At 55.9% G+C, this 16,899-nt stretch carries 6 protein-coding genes and 1 CRISPR repeat array; of the genes, 5 read left to right on the forward strand and 1 reads right to left on the reverse strand.

Features of this window, described 5'->3' with window-relative positions:
* The first annotated feature begins 1,258 nt into the window (after positions 1–1,258).
* From cas3g to cas2, 5 genes are all read left to right on the forward strand, one after another.
* The gene (gene cas3g, locus OSO_RS0123420; RefSeq protein WP_010585515.1) at positions 1,259–4,906 is read left to right on the forward strand and encodes a type I-G CRISPR-associated helicase/endonuclease Cas3g; all 3,648 of its coding nucleotides are present in this window, start codon (positions 1,259–1,261) and stop codon (positions 4,904–4,906) included.
* Positions 4,899–6,005, forward strand: coding sequence for a type I-G CRISPR-associated RAMP protein Csb1/Cas7g (cas7g, locus tag OSO_RS0123425; protein ID WP_010585516.1), 1,107 nt, complete (start codon positions 4,899–4,901; stop codon positions 6,003–6,005). The genes cas3g and cas7g overlap by 8 nt, the downstream gene beginning before the upstream one ends.
* Complete coding sequence (csb2, locus tag OSO_RS0123435; RefSeq protein WP_010585517.1) at positions 6,002–7,552, forward strand: type I-G CRISPR-associated protein Csb2; 1,551 nt, start codon at positions 6,002–6,004, stop codon at positions 7,550–7,552. The genes cas7g and csb2 overlap by 4 nt, the downstream gene beginning before the upstream one ends.
* 609 nt (positions 7,553–8,161) lie before the next feature.
* Positions 8,162–10,090 (forward strand): CRISPR-associated endonuclease Cas4/Cas1, encoded by a 1,929-nt coding sequence (locus OSO_RS52070; protein ID WP_010585519.1) that lies wholly within the window; start codon positions 8,162–8,164, stop codon positions 10,088–10,090.
* 216 nt (positions 10,091–10,306) lie between these two features.
* Entirely contained in the window at positions 10,307–10,600 is a 294-nt protein-coding gene (gene cas2 / locus OSO_RS0123450; RefSeq protein ID WP_010585520.1) for a CRISPR-associated endonuclease Cas2, read from the forward strand.
* Positions 10,601–11,074: 474 nt separating this feature from the next.
* Positions 11,075–14,365: direct repeats of the CRISPR family, unit length 36 nt; unit sequence GTTCTCCGCGCTAAACCAGCGCGGCTCCATTGAAGC.
* Between the two features lie 808 nt (positions 14,366–15,173).
* Here cas2 and OSO_RS0123465 read toward each other — a convergent pair.
* Entirely contained in the window at positions 15,174–15,740 is a 567-nt protein-coding gene (locus OSO_RS0123465) for a DNA-3-methyladenine glycosylase (RefSeq protein ID WP_010585523.1), read from the reverse strand.
* Positions 15,741–16,899: the final 1,159 nt, after the last annotated feature.

Here is a 16,899-nt window from a genome sequence, read left to right on the forward strand (position 1 = left end):
CCTTCTCGTAAGCGAACGGCTGTGGATCATCTGGCACTACCGCGGAGTCGTTATCGCGACGAAGCGCGCACCTAACTGCTTGACCTGGTTCGAAGCGGTTTCACAGGATCTCGGCCGACGACTTCTCGACCCGTTGGCGGCCACTCACTTCTAAAGGTCGGCGCAAACGGCGTTCGACAAAATTGACTCGATACTGGGGTGGGGAGCGGCATTACCTCAACTCGACAAATCCTCGCGAAGCTTCTTCCAGACACTCCCGGGTCGCCCCGATGACAGTGACAAGAGGGAACTTATGGACCGCACAATACTCTCAATGGGGCCACAGCTCTCGCTGCGGAAATATAGTACGTACGGAACTTACGCAGTCAAAAATCTAGCTTCAATGGAGCCGCGCAACGTCTACGCGGACAGCAGCCTATCAGCATGTTCTAGATATTTGAATTAATTAGTTCGGAAACAAATAAATTAAACGCACCATTTACGTTGCATTTTTATGCACAAATAATTAAAATCGAGCGGCGTCCTGACTACTTGGCAGTTACCCCAGGACGCCGCGTGTCGCTTGTGAGGCAAATCCGAGCCGGAACTCGTCGCCCCCCGACGTTCTTGATCCTCGCATTTGCACTCCCTTCAGTCAATTCTGAGTTGGGGCGGGAGCCAAAGAGAATGGCAAGAGTTAAAGACAGTCCGATTGATGGAGCAGTTCGCCAGATCTATCATCAGATTAACAAGTCAGTTGACGAAATTCTGATCCATCCAGCGGATGGCAACGAATTTCGCGAAGGCTGTACTTCAGCGACTCAGTGCTGGCTGCCACGCGTTTTCAATTGAAGACGTGCTCCGCCGATTGATCCTTTTGCGCAAACGCGGAAACAAGAAAGGTGGACTCGACCTGCCTGAAGGAGAGCCCCCCATCTTGAGCAATCCGAAACCACGCTAGCCGCTAGTTGACGCCGATTGCAAATTACGGAGGAAGGTTCCTTCCTCCGTAACATTCTTGTCATCGCGTGCCAGATCGAACTCGCGGACGCGAATTCGTGCAGATTCGCTGCCAGAGGACGGCAGGTATCCGTGCGGTTGCCCTGTCGCAAATGCGATGTGAGAGCACGTTTCCCATAACCGAAGTGCACTCAGTCTTGAGAGACACTTTCACCGCCCACGGCTGCATCTGAGCACAAACTCACGTGCCATTCATACCACTGCAATTACTTGTCTTCTAAACATCGGATCGACGGCAAGCTCTGTATAGGCAATTAAAATGAATGATTCAGAGCAGTTTGACTATGCTTTTCAGAAGCTTACAACGCAACGACCATTCCCGTGGCAACACGCTCTTTATGAAGACTGGTTCCGAATGGGAAAATTCCCATCGGCATGCAGCCTGCCAACTGGTATCGGAAAGACATCCGTCGTCGCACTTTGGCTTATGGCGCTTGCGAAGCACCCGACTCAAGTTCCACGTCGTCTGGTCTATGTTGTGAATCGACGCACGGTCGTAGACCAAACGACAACGGAAGTCATGCGGCTGCGAAACAATCTCATGGCAGCGGGACTTCACGAGCCATTGCTGGCACTCTGCGGACTCGACCTACCAACTGACGAGCCACCACTTGCGATCAGCACACTTCGCGGCCAGTTCGCGGACAATCGCGAATGGTCCGCAGACCCGGCTCGACCTGCGGTCATCATTGGCACCGTGGATATGATCGGCAGTCGGCTGCTATTCGGTGGGTACGGACTTGGGTTCAAGTCGAAACCGTTACACGCCGGATTTCTGGGACAGGACGTGTTGCTCGTCCATGATGAGGCACATCTGGAACCGGCGTTTCAAGCGTGCCTCGTTTCCATCCAAAAGGAGCAAGATCGCTGCAAAGAGTTTCGCCAGTTTCACGTCATGGAATTGACAGCAACGCCACGCCAAAGTGCAGAGACGTTTGCGCTGACCGAGGCCGAAAAAAATCCCCCTCCAAAACAGCCCGCCACTCCGACCGAACCCATCCATTTCGTCTGGCGTCGGCTGTGTGCAAAGAAAACTGTTCGACTGCACGAAGTGAAAGACGAGAAAGCAGTTGCCGATCAGATCGCAATATTGGCTTTGCAGTACAAGGACTCGAAGCAAGCCATTATTGTGTTTGTACGCCGAATCGATGACGTTGCCAAAATTGTGACTCGATTGGAAGCCGCGCACCAGAAGGTCAAACAACTCACCGGTACGCTACGCGGACTCGAACGAGATCGACTCGCAGATCAACCACTCTTCAAGAGATTTCTTCCCGAGGCGCCACGCTCGAATGAAACAGTCTTCCTCGTCTGCACGTCCGCGGGCGAAGTCGGGGTCAACATCTCTGCCGATCATCTCGTCTGCGATCTGTCCACATTCGACAGTATGGCACAGCGTTTCGGACGCGTGAACCGCTTTGGATCTCAGCCCGACTCTGAGATCCATGTCGTCCACCCGACCGACATGTCAGCAGAGAACGAACTCGATCGACGCCGAGCAAAAACGCTCAAGCTCTTGAGCGATCTCCACGGCAACGCCAGCCCGAAGGCCATTGGAGAACTGACTTCTCAAGAGAAGGAAGCGGCATTCGCTCCAGCACCAGAAATCTTGCCAACGTCCAAGATCCTGTTTGATGCCTGGGCTCTTACGACAATCAAATCGAAACTTCCAGGTCGTCCGCCCGTCATACCCTATCTTCACGGAATCGAAAACGACGATACGGCAGAGACACAGTTTGCCTGGCGCAACGAAGTCACGTTGACCGCTGGACGAGTCTCGACAAGAGACATCGAAGAACTGCTTGATCACGTCCCTCTCAAGCCACACGAACTTTTGCGAGTCGCCACCTATGGCAAGGGCCGTGCTTACGATCAGCTTCAGAAAATTGCGACGCGAACCCCCGATCTTCCGCTCTGGATCATCGAGCCCGATGGCTCGCTCATCAGCGACAAAAACGTCTCTGACATCGTCGCGAAGCGAGGTACGGGCTTTGTCGTCACTTTGGCCGGGCGGACGGTCGTATTACCACCTCAGGCTGGGGGACTATCGTCGGACGGCACGCTCGAAGGTGCAGAAGCCTATTCTGCAGCACGTCACTATGACGTGTTCGCCAGTGCGATCGAGAATTCGCGGTTGAGATTCACCATTAGCACCGATTCGGAGGGTCAAAGCTGGCTCATCCCGGTTTCACCAATCCCAGGTCTTTCTGAGGACGTTCGTTGCCAGATCAACCTCCAAAACAAGCGGTATCGCGAACTTACTCGGCTCTTTCGAGAACACAAGCTTCCGCCGGCACATTTGGAATTCAGCCTCAGCCTCCAAGGCATGGTGGAAGAAGATTCTGACGGCCTGGGCCTGCAGGAGTATCTTGTTCTGCAATTGATCTCCTCAAAAAAGGAAACCGCTGGAACACCGGAATGGCCCATCCTGCAAAAGCACCTCGAAGGCGTACGGCTCTATGCTCGCAAGATTTGTCGTGGTCTCGGATTCACCGAGGAATTGACTCGCGCAATCGAGCTTGCAGCAGTCTGGCATGATCTTGGAAAAGGAAGAGCCGTCTGGCAGCGAGGAGCCGGAAACGACAAGACGAATTCGCCTGTTTGCAAAACCATCCATGGGCGACCTCCCGAGAATCTCAAACGCTATCGTCATGAATTTGGTTCTCTGATCGATCTGCATGGTGTGCCAGAATTTGTCGAAGAGCTCGCAACCCTGAACGATCAACAACGCGATCTCGCTCTGCATTTGATTGGCACGCATCACGGTCGCGGCCGACCTCATTTCACAAATTCCGAGGCGAACGACAGCGAATCCTCATCAGACATCATCGAGTTTGTTCTGGCGGAAGTCCCAGCACGATTTGCCCGGCTGCAGCGCACCTTCGGACGCTGGGGCTTGGCCTATCTGGAATCGATTTTGCGTGCGGCCGACGCTCTTGATTCAAGGCGAATCGATGCCACGCCGATTGGCAACACTGAAGAAGGTATCTGGCCAGAACCGGTAACAAAAACGCTGCGAGCCCCGGTGCGTCCCCGTGCGACACCTTCCATTCAGGTCAACCTGAATCCCGCCAATCCAGGGCAGTTTTTTGCCTGCTGTGGATTGTTTGAACTTGCCGAATGCCTCTGGCCCGGGGTCGAAGGTTGGTTTGATGCGAGTCGCTTCTGCCTCGCCTGTCAGGGCGACCTGAAAACCCTTTTGAACACATTCGTGGAATGCCAACTCACGAACATCATGACTGTGACGGAACATGCTCGGTTCAAAGAACTATCGTCCATGTCAGCGAAAGAACGGAAGAACGTTGCGGGACTTGAGGACGAGTACAAGGATTTGGGGAAGCTCCTGCGCGAGGCACCTCTCGCTCTTCAAGCCCCATTCGATCTTCGACTGGATTGGTTCGTCGACGATGCCGCGGGCGGCAGTCGGTTCAAAACCTGGGCTGGTCAACAATCCGTGCTCGGCATCGCCACATCAATGAAAGACAACCTGGAACAGAATTCGTGGCGAAATGAGGACTGCCTGAAGTTCTCGTCGATTGGATGCGGATTACCGTTCAATTTCGATTCCGATCTTGGAAGCCAAGGGGGAGCCATTGATGTGGGATTCAGTTTCGACCCACTCGCGGCAAGCGCTCTGACGCGAATCGAGTCCACAGCTCGCCCCGCCTTGGAACTCCTCGCGTTCATCGGGCTCCAACGATTTCGCCCCCATCAGATTTCAAATGACAATCGATTTCTCTATGTCGTCTGGAACAGACCACTTCCGGCCAGCATCGCGTCTGCCGCGGCTGCGAATGCACTGCCCGTTCCCGGATCAGATCAGTTCGAATTTCGGCTCTTGTATCGCACGAAGTACCTGAAAAGTTTTCTGCCCGCCATTCCGTTTACTGGAGACTCCGATGAGTGACGTTTCACAATTTGACGCCTGGCTGACGACCGATGAATTTGCGGCTCTCGTCATCCGTGAATTTCTTGAACCTGTCGAAGGCCCCGATGGTGTCCTGTTCCCGGCAACTTACGCGGCGGCCGAGGACAAAAAAGTGTTTCCCGGTGGCTACAACATCGATCCACCCGAAGGTGACAAGAACATCTGTCTGGTTGACAGCATCGGGTCGCAGGCCAACCGTATCGAGCCGATGTTTGCAAAACCTGATTTTGCACATCTAATACCACAGATCTCCGTCACGGCCGGACCAAAGTCGATTAGCATTTTGGAAGCCGGCCATCGCGCGGGGGATGCACTCGTGCGGTGCACGCCGTTGCAGAAAGAACTCCAAGACGCATTCAAGTCCGTTCTCAAAGGCGACGCCGAGCCGATGGCAAAGATCGCTCCGACTTCGCTGGTCTTCGGAGTCTGGGATTCTCGAGACACCCAGGCAAAGCTGCCGCGATTAATTGCGTCGACAATCCGTGCGTTTGATGTGAAGCGTCTCAAGCGATCTGCCCAATATAATCCCTCAACCGACTATATCGGCGACAATCTTCTGCCCGAGACAACAGACAAGTCACAGAAAGACGCCTACGCCGAACGCGGGTTTGTCCACGTTCCCGCGACGGGCTCGCATGGCGGCGTGATTGCATCTGGAGGGGTACGACGGGACGCCACGTTAAGCCTTGGTGCATTGCGTCTGCTTTCCGCAGGAAGTGATCCCAAAAAGACCGTCACCCTTCGCAGGTACGTGCTCGGGCTATCACTCGTTGCATTCACATCCAATCCAGCGACTTACCTTCGCCAGGGATGTAACCTTGTCCCCGGGTCCAAACCTCGCGAATTTGAATTGGTGCACGCCGACGGAAAACGTGAGCCGCTGAAACTGACAAACGCTGAAGCGCTCAAGTACGCGACCGCTGTCGCCAAGGCATTCGGAGTTGGAGAAGGGAAAACGGTGACATTCGATTCAAAGCTCGCCAGCGCGGATATCAAAGGCGAAGGCGACGTCAAACCTACCCGCTCTCGCGGCCGACGAAATGCGGCAACCGCCGACACGACGGAGGGGGCCGAATGACTTCAGTACTCTGTCTTACGCTGCGATTCCTTGATCCAGTACCGCAATTTCACGGACGCGGACCAGACGATAATCCCGAGTGGCCACCATCGCCACTACGGCTTTTCCAGGCATTGGTTTCGGCATCGGCCAGACGGTGGAGCGAACAACAATTCGCGGAGATTGCGACCCCAGCCCTCCAGTGGCTGGAACGGATTCAACCATCAATCGTAACGCCTGCGTTTCAACACGAACGATTCGGTTACCGGACGTATGTGCCAAACAACTCAGGAGACTTGATGACCGCCGCATGGGCCCGCGGTGACACCGAATCGAGTATGGCCAAATATCGGGTCGAAAAAGATGTTCGGCCTACAAACTTGCTCGAGGAAACGATTCGATTCTTGTTTCCTTTCGAAGAGGGGATCTGTCAGTACTTCGACGTCATTCAGGCGGCGGCAAGATCCGTCACCCATTTGGGATGGGGGATTGATATGGTCGCCGGAAATGCAGAACTTCTCAGCAGCACAGAAGTGGCCCAACTCAACGGAGAAGTCTGGCATCCCTCTGAAGGATCTCGCACCACTTCCTTACGTGTTCCGATCGATGGCACGCTCGCCGCATTGAACGCCAAACACCGGGCATTCCTCGAACGAATTGGTCCAGATGGTTTTAAACCAGTGCCCCCATTGTCGAAGTTTCGGATTATGGGGTATCGCCGCGCGATGGAACCCGCACGGCGGCAGTTTGCCGCGTTCACGATCTTGAAACCAGATGCGAGCGGCATGAAATCGTTTGATCCAATCCGCCGCACTCGCGACATCGCTGGAATGCTGCGTCATGCCGTCGCAGAAGTGGCGCACAATCAAGGTTGGTCCGACGAACGGATCAATGTCTTTGTTCATGGTAAGGTGCCCGATGGTTCACAACCATCAAATGGCAGCATAAGCCCAGATCGGTTTCAGTATTTGCCTTTGCCCACCATCAATTACGCACTGAAACGAGTCGAGGCAATTCGTCGTGTCCTGATTGCAGCACCGGCGCACTGCAGCAAAGAAGCGAAGTGGGCATTGCAGGCAATGGCAGGTACAGAACTGGTTCATCACAACAACGTCGCGGGACTCATGACGATCCTTCCCACCTCCGACGCAGTCTTAAGACAGTACACTGACGAGGCCCGAACATGGTCGACCGTGACACCTGTAATTCTTCCCGGCTACGACGACCCAGATCACTTACGTCGTAAGCTCAAAGACGTGCGTGACGCCGAGACTCAGAAGCGATACCTCGCCCGCCTCGATAGCAGATTGGATTCGCTGCTTCGAAAAGCGTTCCGGCAAGCAGGTTACGCAGAGGACCTCATGACCCAGACCGAACTCGAATGTCGCAATGTCGGATTTCACTCTGGCGTGGATCTGGCGTCACGATATCTGCCTCCGGAGAACCTCAATCAATCACCTCGCTATCACGTCAAGATTCGCTTCCCATTTCCGATCCGCGGTCCCATCGTCGTCGGAAGCGGTCGATTTCGGGGCTTCGGCCTGTTTGCAAGACTGGACGAGTCGTGAGTTCGTCCCGAAAGGTCCCCCCTGAATGGTCACTTGAATTGTCCAGCCACCGCCAAGGCGGTGCTTCCGCATCGCCTGTACTTCGAATCGCGGGGAGATCCACGACATGCAAAGAGACAACTAGGCGTCAAGAAGCGTTAGCCCTCGGACCTTCCGCGTTCGAATTCAAGTTGTTCAAGCGCGCGTCGTATGACACGTTCTGACTCGGGTCACGTCCATTGTCATCAGTTTGTGTGTTTCTTCGAGAGAGTAATAAAGTTCCGAGAGTGAACGCGTCTCGGCTCACCCGAATTAATGACCACGCGGTCCATCGGCAATTCGGGACGGAAGAATTACGACACTCGCGGACTGGTCCGAAATGACCACCCGTGCTTCCGATTGGAATCAGGCTTCGGATTCGCCCCGTCATTCGTCCGTGGTCCGTGGTCCGTGGTCCAAATGACGGCATTTCAATTGTCGAAACACGCGATTCGTCGCATTTGAATTGCTTTGATTGTTTGTCGCACTCAATCCGATTGTGCGCTGTCATGCGCCGAGGTTTCTGCGTGCGATGATTTCTGGTCCAGCCCCTTCGTTATGGATGACGATCCACCATGAATCAGGTGATCTATGCCGTCACTGTCTACCTCATCCCTCGATCTGGCCGCGATTCTTTTGGGAGATGACGAACCGGAATTGCTCTTCACTGACGAAGAACTCATCCCCGTTCGAATGCTGAACGAATTCACCTACTGCCCGCGACTGGCCTATCTCGAATGGGTCCAAGGGGAATTCACCGACAATCTCGATACCAAACAAGGCACTTTCGGTCATCGCAATGTCGATCGGCCGTCGGCTCGTCCGATCCCTGCGGCGCAGGGTCCGTGCCAGGACTCCGCGGGCGACAACGAGACTGCTGCAACGGAACCGTTACTGAAAACGCGTGCGTTGACGTTGTCCGCATACCGGGAAGGGCTGGTCGCGAAGCTCGATCTGCTAGAACTGGAAGGTTCATCCGTCACGCCTGTCGAATATAAGAAAGGTGCGATTCCGCCGAATCCACATCAGGCCTGGGAACCCGAACGCGTGCAGCTTTGTGCGCAAGGCTTGATCCTGCGAGAAAATGGATATCAATGCGATTCCGGCGAACTCTACTACATCGAGTCCCGGCATCGTGTCACCGTACCGTTTGACGACGCGTTGATCCTCAGAACCCGTGAACTCGTCCGGCGGCTGCGAGAAATGGGACGGACCGAACAGATCCCGCTGCCGCTGGTCGACAGCCCCAAATGCCCACGCTGTTCCCTGGTCGGAATCTGCCTGCCTGATGAAACGAATCTCCTTCTCCGAGACAACCAGGCAGACGCCGCCTCTACGACAAACACACCCCCCATTCCTCGTAGGCCTCTCGGCGCGCTGGGCACTCCGGCAATCCGGCAACTAATTCCCGCGCGCGATGACGCCTTGCCGCTCTATATCAAAGAGCAGGGGGCGTACGTGGGAAAAGATGGCGAACGTCTGGTCGTACGTCATCGCGAGGCCAAACTGGTCAGCGTTCCCCTCATCGAAGTCTCACAACTGTCATTGTTTGGGAACGTGCAGATGTCGGCGCAGGCGCTGCGAGAAGTCGTTGACCGAGGCATTCCCGTCTGCCACTTCAGCTACGGCGGCTGGTTCGTCGCCATGACAACAGGACACGTCCGGAAAAACATCGAACTGAGAATCGCTCAATTCGCCGCGGCCGCCGATCCCGAGACGTCACTCTCCCTGGCCAGGGGATTCATCACGGCAAAAATCAAAAACGGCCGCACCATGCTCAGGCGGCATGCCCACGCAAAAAACAACGGCAGCGCGGCAGCACCACCAAACGAGACACCTCCCGTCACAGAAGACGCCCCTGTATTCGAGCCTTCCGATCACGATCCCACGTTGGCGAGCCGAAACGGATCATCCCGTGACTTGGAGCAACTGGCAGAATGGGCGCAAAAGGCCCAACGAGCGCCGTCGGCCGAATCACTGCTGGGGTTGGAAGGAATGGCCGCCAAGATCTACTTCTCCGGCTTGGCAAAGCTTTTGAAAGGCGGAGACACATTTGACTTTCGCGGCAGAAATCGACGTCCCCCGCGTGACCCTATCAATGCGCTGCTCAGCTTCGTCTATTCACTGCTGGCGAAAGAAGTGACGATCGCCGTGCAGGCCGTCGGCTTTGATCCGCTGCTGGGATTCTTTCACAAGCCACGCTACGGCCGGCCGTCATTGGCCCTGGATCTCGCGGAAGAGTTTCGTCCTCTGATCGGTGATTCCACCGTCATGATGCTGATCAACAACGGGGAAATTGCGCAGTCCAGTTTTTTGTCGCGAGCGGGTGCCGTCACGCTGACCGAGCCAGGTCGCAAGGCGGTAATCGCTGCGTTCGAACGACGGATGGAACAAGAGATCACGCATCCAATTTTTGGATACAAGATCAGCTATCGACGAGTGCTTGAGGTCCAGGCGCGATTGCTCTCACGTGTTGTGCTGGGCGAGCTTGCCGCGTACCCGGGATTTTGTACGAGATGATTGCCGATGTTGCCTGCTCACGATTGTTTGCAGCTCTCCATCCACGGGTTGGGAACTGGCGCGTTTTCATCACAGAGAATACGAGACACAGCGCGAGGCATTTGCAACTAAGCCACCCCATGCCGATGAAAATGGGTCTGTGTCCCTCTCCGATCCCGCCCGTTGGGGACGATTTGCCCAGGCGTCTGATTGAAGAACAAGATCAAGGGAACCATCATGAAGAACGTGTATCTTGTCAGCTATGACGTCTGCGACGCCAAGCGGCTGCGCCTGACGTACCGCAAGCTCTGTGGATTTGGCACCCCACTGCAGTACTCGGTCTTCCGTTGCGAACTCAGTCCGATGCAACGTCAGTCCCTGAAAGAGCAGCTTTGGGACATCCTCAACTTGGACGTCGACCGAGTGATGATTGTGGATCTGGGCCCCGCAGGCGCGCGCGGCGACGAGTGCGTCGAGTTCTGGGGCAGTTCACGAATGGCAGTCCCCACTCGGACGGCCGTCATCGTGTGACGGCCGTTCGAAATCACGAAGACTGGCTCCGCCGAGATTTACAAATGCCATGAAATCGTGGACGCCATCCGGCGTTGCCTTCGGCGGTGAACGCCCCGCATGCAAACTCGGACACCCCATTCACCGCACACTGATGACTCAATCAGAGTACACGCAGACATCACCTGCCTTCGCGACTGCAGTGGACGATCCTTTTGAAATTGCGTCGCACACGGATATGATCGCCGTTCGCAAACAGTCATTTCGGTTGACGATGACGATCTTTGGCAATTCGAGTGAAATCCGACAGATCGATTGTTCGAGCGGTACGGTGCCGCAAGAAACCCCGTGATCGCTCGAAGCCGTTAACCACAAGGCCTGTCACGCCTTCCAGAAAGGCTGTTGTTAAAGATGCCGATTTTCAATCAAAAAAATCACAACCTCTCGCAACAGCCCCCACAACCGCCCACCCCGTCAAGATTTAGACCCCGGGCGGTTCTCCGCGCTAAACCAGCGCGGCTCCATTGAAGCCAGGCGGACGGGCACCCTCCGCAGATTGACATTGGCAGTTCTCCGCGCTAAACCAGCGCGGCTCCATTGAAGCCATGCGTCCTCGTCCTTCGATGACATGTGTCACACTGTTCTCCGCGCTAAACCAGCGCGGCTCCATTGAAGCGATTCGCACTTCGGGTCAAACCTGCCCTGCGAGACGGTTCTCCGCGCTAAACCAGCGCGGCTCCATTGAAGCGAAACGGAGTAGCGGTCAGTCCGACAACCCGCATATTGTTCTCCGCGCTAAACCAGCGCGGCTCCATTGAAGCAAGACCGGAACTGATTGCATCGTCAATTCGATCAAGCGTTCTCCGCGCTAAACCAGCGCGGCTCCATTGAAGCTGCGGAGAATCGGCGGGACATGGTACGCGAGGCCCTAGTTCTCCGCGCTAAACCAGCGCGGCTCCATTGAAGCGATTTGTCTGGCTTGTGGCCCGGCTCATACTGGACGGGTTCTCCGCGCTAAACCAGCGCGGCTCCATTGAAGCTCGGATCGAATCTTCGACATACCCCGACGCCGACTCGTTCTCCGCGCTAAACCAGCGCGGCTCCATTGAAGCCAACAATTCCGCGACGAAGCTGATCGACGGTCAAGGTTCTCCGCGCTAAACCAGCGCGGCTCCATTGAAGCTGAGCCGAAGTATGTATGTTCGCAGGCAGCTTGGAGTTCTCCGCGCTAAACCAGCGCGGCTCCATTGAAGCCAAACTCAACAGTTGCCGTGGCGCCAGTCCAGTCGGTTCTCCGCGCTAAACCAGCGCGGCTCCATTGAAGCTATTAAACGCGAAAGCGTATAAAGAACCACGAAGAGGTTCTCCGCGCTAAACCAGCGCGGCTCCATTGAAGCCGGTTGTGGGAAAGTGCAAGGTGCTCGCCTGCGAGGTTCTCCGCGCTAAACCAGCGCGGCTCCATTGAAGCGTGTTGCGGGACCCTTTCTTCGCGAGTACATCGGACGTTCTCCGCGCTAAACCAGCGCGGCTCCATTGAAGCCGGATGATGACGCTGGTGGGAGTCTACGAGTTGACGAGTTCTCCGCGCTAAACCAGCGCGGCTCCATTGAAGCTTTGGTTGGTAAGGAGTTAAGTAAAGATGGTGTGCCCGTTCTCCGCGCTAAACCAGCGCGGCTCCATTGAAGCCATCACCGCCAGGGGGGCAGAGATGGCACTCATCTGGTTCTCCGCGCTAAATCAGCGCGGCTCCATTGAAGCAAGAGAACTGGCAGCAAGCTGTCTTGCTGCCAGTGGGTTCTCCGCGCTAAATCAGCGCGGCTCCATTGAAGCGATTCTCCACTTGTTCACGATCGTTCCCGCAGCGTTGTTCTCCGCGCTAAATCAGCGCGGCTCCATTGAAGCAATGTTGCCACGACTGCGGTAAACGGCACGCTGATTCGTTCTCCGCGCTAAATCAGCGCGGCTCCATTGAAGCCGTCAATGCTTGGACACGAAAAAGTGGCCGGTGTTCTGGTTCTCCGCGCTAAATCAGCGCGGCTCCATTGAAGCCTGCTGATTCGGAAGAGTCGTCGTCGTTGTGTAGTAGGTTCTCCGCGCTAAATCAGCGCGGCTCCATTGAAGCAGCAACGTTTCGCGTATCGGCTCAGATCGGAAGAGTACGTTCTCCGCGCTAAATCAGCGCGGCTCCATTGAAGCCGGCATCTGACTGATCTCTGGTTCACCGGATTCCAGCGTTCTCCGCGCTAAATCAGCGCGGCTCCATTGAAGCCTGTGTGCCAGCACGATCGATCTGGCACCGAAGTTTTGTTCTCCGCGCTAAATCAGCGCGGCTCCATTGAAGCTTTTCGATGGCCGACTCCTCTTCTGGAGTCATGCCGTTCTCCGCGCTAAATCAGCGCGGCTCCATTGAAGCCAGAGGGATCAGTTGATCATGGACACAATCCGGTACGTTCTCCGCGCTAAATCAGCGCGGCTCCATTGAAGCGGTTGCTGCCCCTCGCGTTTACAACCCTGACGACGAGTTCTCCGCGCTAAATCAGCGCGGCTCCATTGAAGCGTTTCATGGGCATGGGAAGTCCAACGAACAGGCGTCGTTCTCCGCGCTAAATCAGCGCGGCTCCATTGAAGCGATGGACTCCGGAGCAATACTTTTTATTGCTTTCTGGTTCTCCGCGCTAAATCAGCGCGGCTCCATTGAAGCACGTCGTCCCTGGTTGAAGGAACCGTCCTCCGCGTGAGTTCTCCGCGCTAAATCAGCGCGGCTCCATTGAAGCGAAAATCGGTTCTCCTGCACTAACAGCAGTAGAGAGGTTCTCCGCGCTAAATCAGCGCGGCTCCATTGAAGCGGGCAGGTTGCGTTCCAGTGCCGAGAGCGACTGATAGTTCTCCGCGCTAAATCAGCGCGGCTCCATTGAAGCGCGATCAAGCCGATCGACACGTGATGTACACGCCACGTTCTCCGCGCTAAATCAGCGCGGCTCCATTGAAGCGAGTTGCCGGGCCCGCCGCGTTTCCAGGACAGGTTCGTTCTCCGCGCTAAATCAGCGCGGCTCCATTGAAGCTGTACGATCGGTTCCCCGTTCCATAGCAGCTTCCTTGTTCTCCGCGCTAAATCAGCGCGGCTCCATTGAAGCGAGCGGTAGTCTGTCCGAATCCCGAATGGTATTCACGTTCTCCGCGCTAAATCAGCGCGGCTCCATTGAAGCCACGGCTATTTTCCGAACGAACGATCCGACCAGGTGCGTTCTCCGCGCTAAATCAGCGCGGCTCCATTGAAGCGGATTGTGGCTAAGTCTAACACTCCAGTTGTGGTAAGTTCTCCGCGCTAAACCAGCGCGGCTCCATTGAAGCGACATCCAGGGGCAACCGCATGACGACTCGACGAAATAGTTCTCCGCGCTAAACCAGCGCGGCTCCATTGAAGCGAGTCGGCCATCCGCCTTTTCGTCGTTACGGCTGGGGTTCTCCGCGCTAAACCAGCGCGGCTCCATTGAAGGTGCTCGTAATACGTGGTGACCGGACCGAGTCCATTGTTCTCCGCGCTAAATCAGCGCGGCTCCATTGAAGGGCGGCGTCGAGGTAGAAATCACCATCTGCCCCGGTCCCGTTCTCCGCGCTAAATCAGCGCGGCTCCATTGAAGCGACGCGCAAAGAGCATTGAAGCCAGGGGCAGCTTGAGTTCTCCGCGCTAAACCAGCGCGGCTCCGTTGAAGCCCCTTGCGGCGTCACCCGCGTTTGCTTGTTCGTCGTGTTCTCCGCGCTAAACCAGCGCGGCTCCATTGAAGCTGGTTTGCGTCGCGCACACCTACGTCGATGCGTTTATGTTCTCCGCGCCAATCCCGCGCGGCCCCGTTGCGAGATTCGATCCGTCGAGTGTGAGCTCGTTCTTCCGCCCCGCAGCGGGCGGACGGGTGAAAGCCCAGGGCTGTGATCGCTTCGATCGCGGCCCTAGGTAACAGATCTCCACAAGATTCACCGCCCTGTAACGGGCGGCAGGAAGCGATCGATGATCCGATTTGGACTGTCCTTTTGCCCTGACAGGGCAAAATCTTGACGATGGTCATACCCAGGGGAACGATCGAAACGATCGTTCCCCTGGGCTTGTTCACTCCACCACGTTGTGGTGGTCAGAAGGAACCGAGATTGCAAGAGGCGTTACCAAGCGGAGCTTGGTAACGAGGAACAACGAGAGGGGAGCGGGGACTTGGTAACGAGAGAAGGTGATCCAACCGTGGCGGTTCCTGCGGGCCAAAGGCCCAGCCATTCCACCAGCCCAGTCCAAAGGAGGCCGCAGGACTCCGACGGGCTGGGTCCAGTTCCACAAAACTCCTTGAAGGCCTGTAGGGCCGACCATTCACTCGAACCGAATCCGCTTTGCATTCGAATTGCCAGCCCTACAGGCCGTTGTTCATTTTTTCGTTCGCTCCTCCATCTTCGCTCCTCGTTACCAAGCTCCTGCTTGGTAACGCCTCATACGATCTCGTTATCCGACCAGCCGGAAAGGGGCTCGGGAGCCTCAGAGGCGTTACCAAGCGGAGCTTGGTAACGAGGAATAGAAAGGAGAGCTGACGAAAAACGTCGGCGACGGGTCCAATTACCGGCGTTCGTTGAGCCACTTTCGACTCGAGAGCGCATCGCTTTCCGGGTCGACGAAGCGAAGCAATTCGTGCTTCCACTCTTCCGCATAATCAATGCCGATCCTCGGCGTTGCACAAACCTGCGGGCGGTCGTGCGGGTCATCAATGAAGTACAAGTCATCCCCGGTCAAATCCAGCTCATTGTCGCGGCGCGTGATGCCAAATGCCCGAGCGAATTTGCCTGGTCCCGAGAGATCAACGGGCCATCCATCCAATGGCTCCGCGGCGCGAATCAGAACGGCTTGCGGATCATCGATTTCGGCCGCAACCACGTTGAACATGTCATACATGCCATAAATCAGGTAGACGTACGCGCGGCCCGAAGGGCCAAACATAACTTCTGTTCGCTTCGTTCGCCCTTTCGCGGCGTGACACGCCAAGTCGTGTGCGCCGACATACGCTTCCGTTTCCACGATCCGCGCGCGGAACTGTTCCGTCCCGATCCTACGGACCATGACTTTGCCAATCAGATCTTGCGCGAGCTGAATCGCGGGCTTTGCGAAAAAATTCTGCTCCAGTTTCATCACCACTCAATTCTCAATTCTCTCGTGAATCGCCCTCGTACGTTCGCGACTGCCGTTTCTCTTTCTTAGCCCTCTGCAAGACTCGCAGCGTCACCAAACCAGCAACCGCGCGGCAGCCTCATCGCTCACACGTTGCGGACTGACGCATTCTGATCGCGGAAACCGCGCGACACCATGCGAGGCATTCGTCACCCCAAAACGTGTTGCCGACGAACGGGGGTTGTTCCGCTCTCTGGCCCCTGAACGACACACCCGATGCCCCTCACTGTTTTTGAAACCCGTGACGCTCTGCGACCAGTCTTCCAAACGTTTAGAACAATGAGCCAGTTTGGCCCTGACGCGATCGGTACAAATCGTATGATCTCGTGACGTGAAGAGTGAGGTGGACAAATCCATTTTCCCAGATGATTGGAATCTACCGTGATTCGATCCAAGCCAGTCTTTCCTTTGACGCGGGAACGTCAATCCGTCCCCGCCGTGGAAGACGGAGCCCGCTCCCGCCAGTTCCACAGGCTGCTCCCGCATGATGCATCAAGGCGCTCAAATGAGCATCTTGCGCATCATGAGCATCGTGTGGGATGCAAACATAAGTCCATAAGAAATGGGATCTTCCACAACAAGGCGATCGACATGATCAAGATGATCAGCGAATCTCAGGATTGCCCCCCTCAGCTAAAATGATGGAACTGAACACGAGGTGCGGCGAGCGTCTGATCATCCGTCAATCTTCGTGCGGTCGGAGCAGGAAGTCTTTACCGAAACCCTGCGGCATCCAGCGTTTTGCTCGTCCAGCCCCGGCCGCCCGACCTGTCATTGTTCGTTCTGACTGCGCGTTAGTGAATGGCGATTAACACGGACGCGATCGTGACGGTGGTGGTCAGAAACATGGCAAACGTCGCGGCAACCAGGGCGCACACCAGGCGCAGGAAAGTACGATCCGACATGACACAGATTCCGAACAGGGGCGTGATTACGGGCATCGCAAAGCGACGGCACACCGACCCAAGGAAAGATCAAGCACTCAAACGTGAGCACATTTCGTTGGGAAATTCGCGAAAGGCGAAAGAATCCGTAGTTTGGCCTACGGGCACCGCCAGCCCCTGCTGGATTTGGTTCAGCGTCGTCGCGGCATTCAGTCCCGCGGTCGCTGTGTGACACT

Origin of the sequence: Schlesneria paludicola DSM 18645 (genome assembly GCF_000255655.1) — a bacterium.
GTDB classification, from domain to species: Bacteria; Planctomycetota; Planctomycetia; order Planctomycetales; family Planctomycetaceae; genus Schlesneria; species Schlesneria paludicola.

What these genes read in the sequence shown, in the direction of transcription:
- OSO_RS52070 (WP_010585519.1), top strand. Translation starts at nt 8,162, where the DNA reads ATGCCGTCACTGTCTACCTCATCCCTCGATCTGGCCGCGATTCTTTTG.
- cas2 (WP_010585520.1), top strand. Translation starts at nt 10,307, where the DNA reads ATGAAGAACGTGTATCTTGTCAGCTATGACGTCTGCGACGCCAAGCGG.
- csb2 (WP_010585517.1), top strand. Translation starts at nt 6,002, where the DNA reads ATGACTTCAGTACTCTGTCTTACGCTGCGATTCCTTGATCCAGTACCG.
- cas7g (WP_010585516.1), top strand. Translation starts at nt 4,899, where the DNA reads ATGAGTGACGTTTCACAATTTGACGCCTGGCTGACGACCGATGAATTT.
- cas3g (WP_010585515.1), top strand. Translation starts at nt 1,259, where the DNA reads ATGAATGATTCAGAGCAGTTTGACTATGCTTTTCAGAAGCTTACAACG.
- OSO_RS0123465 (WP_010585523.1), bottom strand. Translation starts at nt 15,740, where the DNA reads ATGAAACTGGAGCAGAATTTTTTCGCAAAGCCCGCGATTCAGCTCGCG.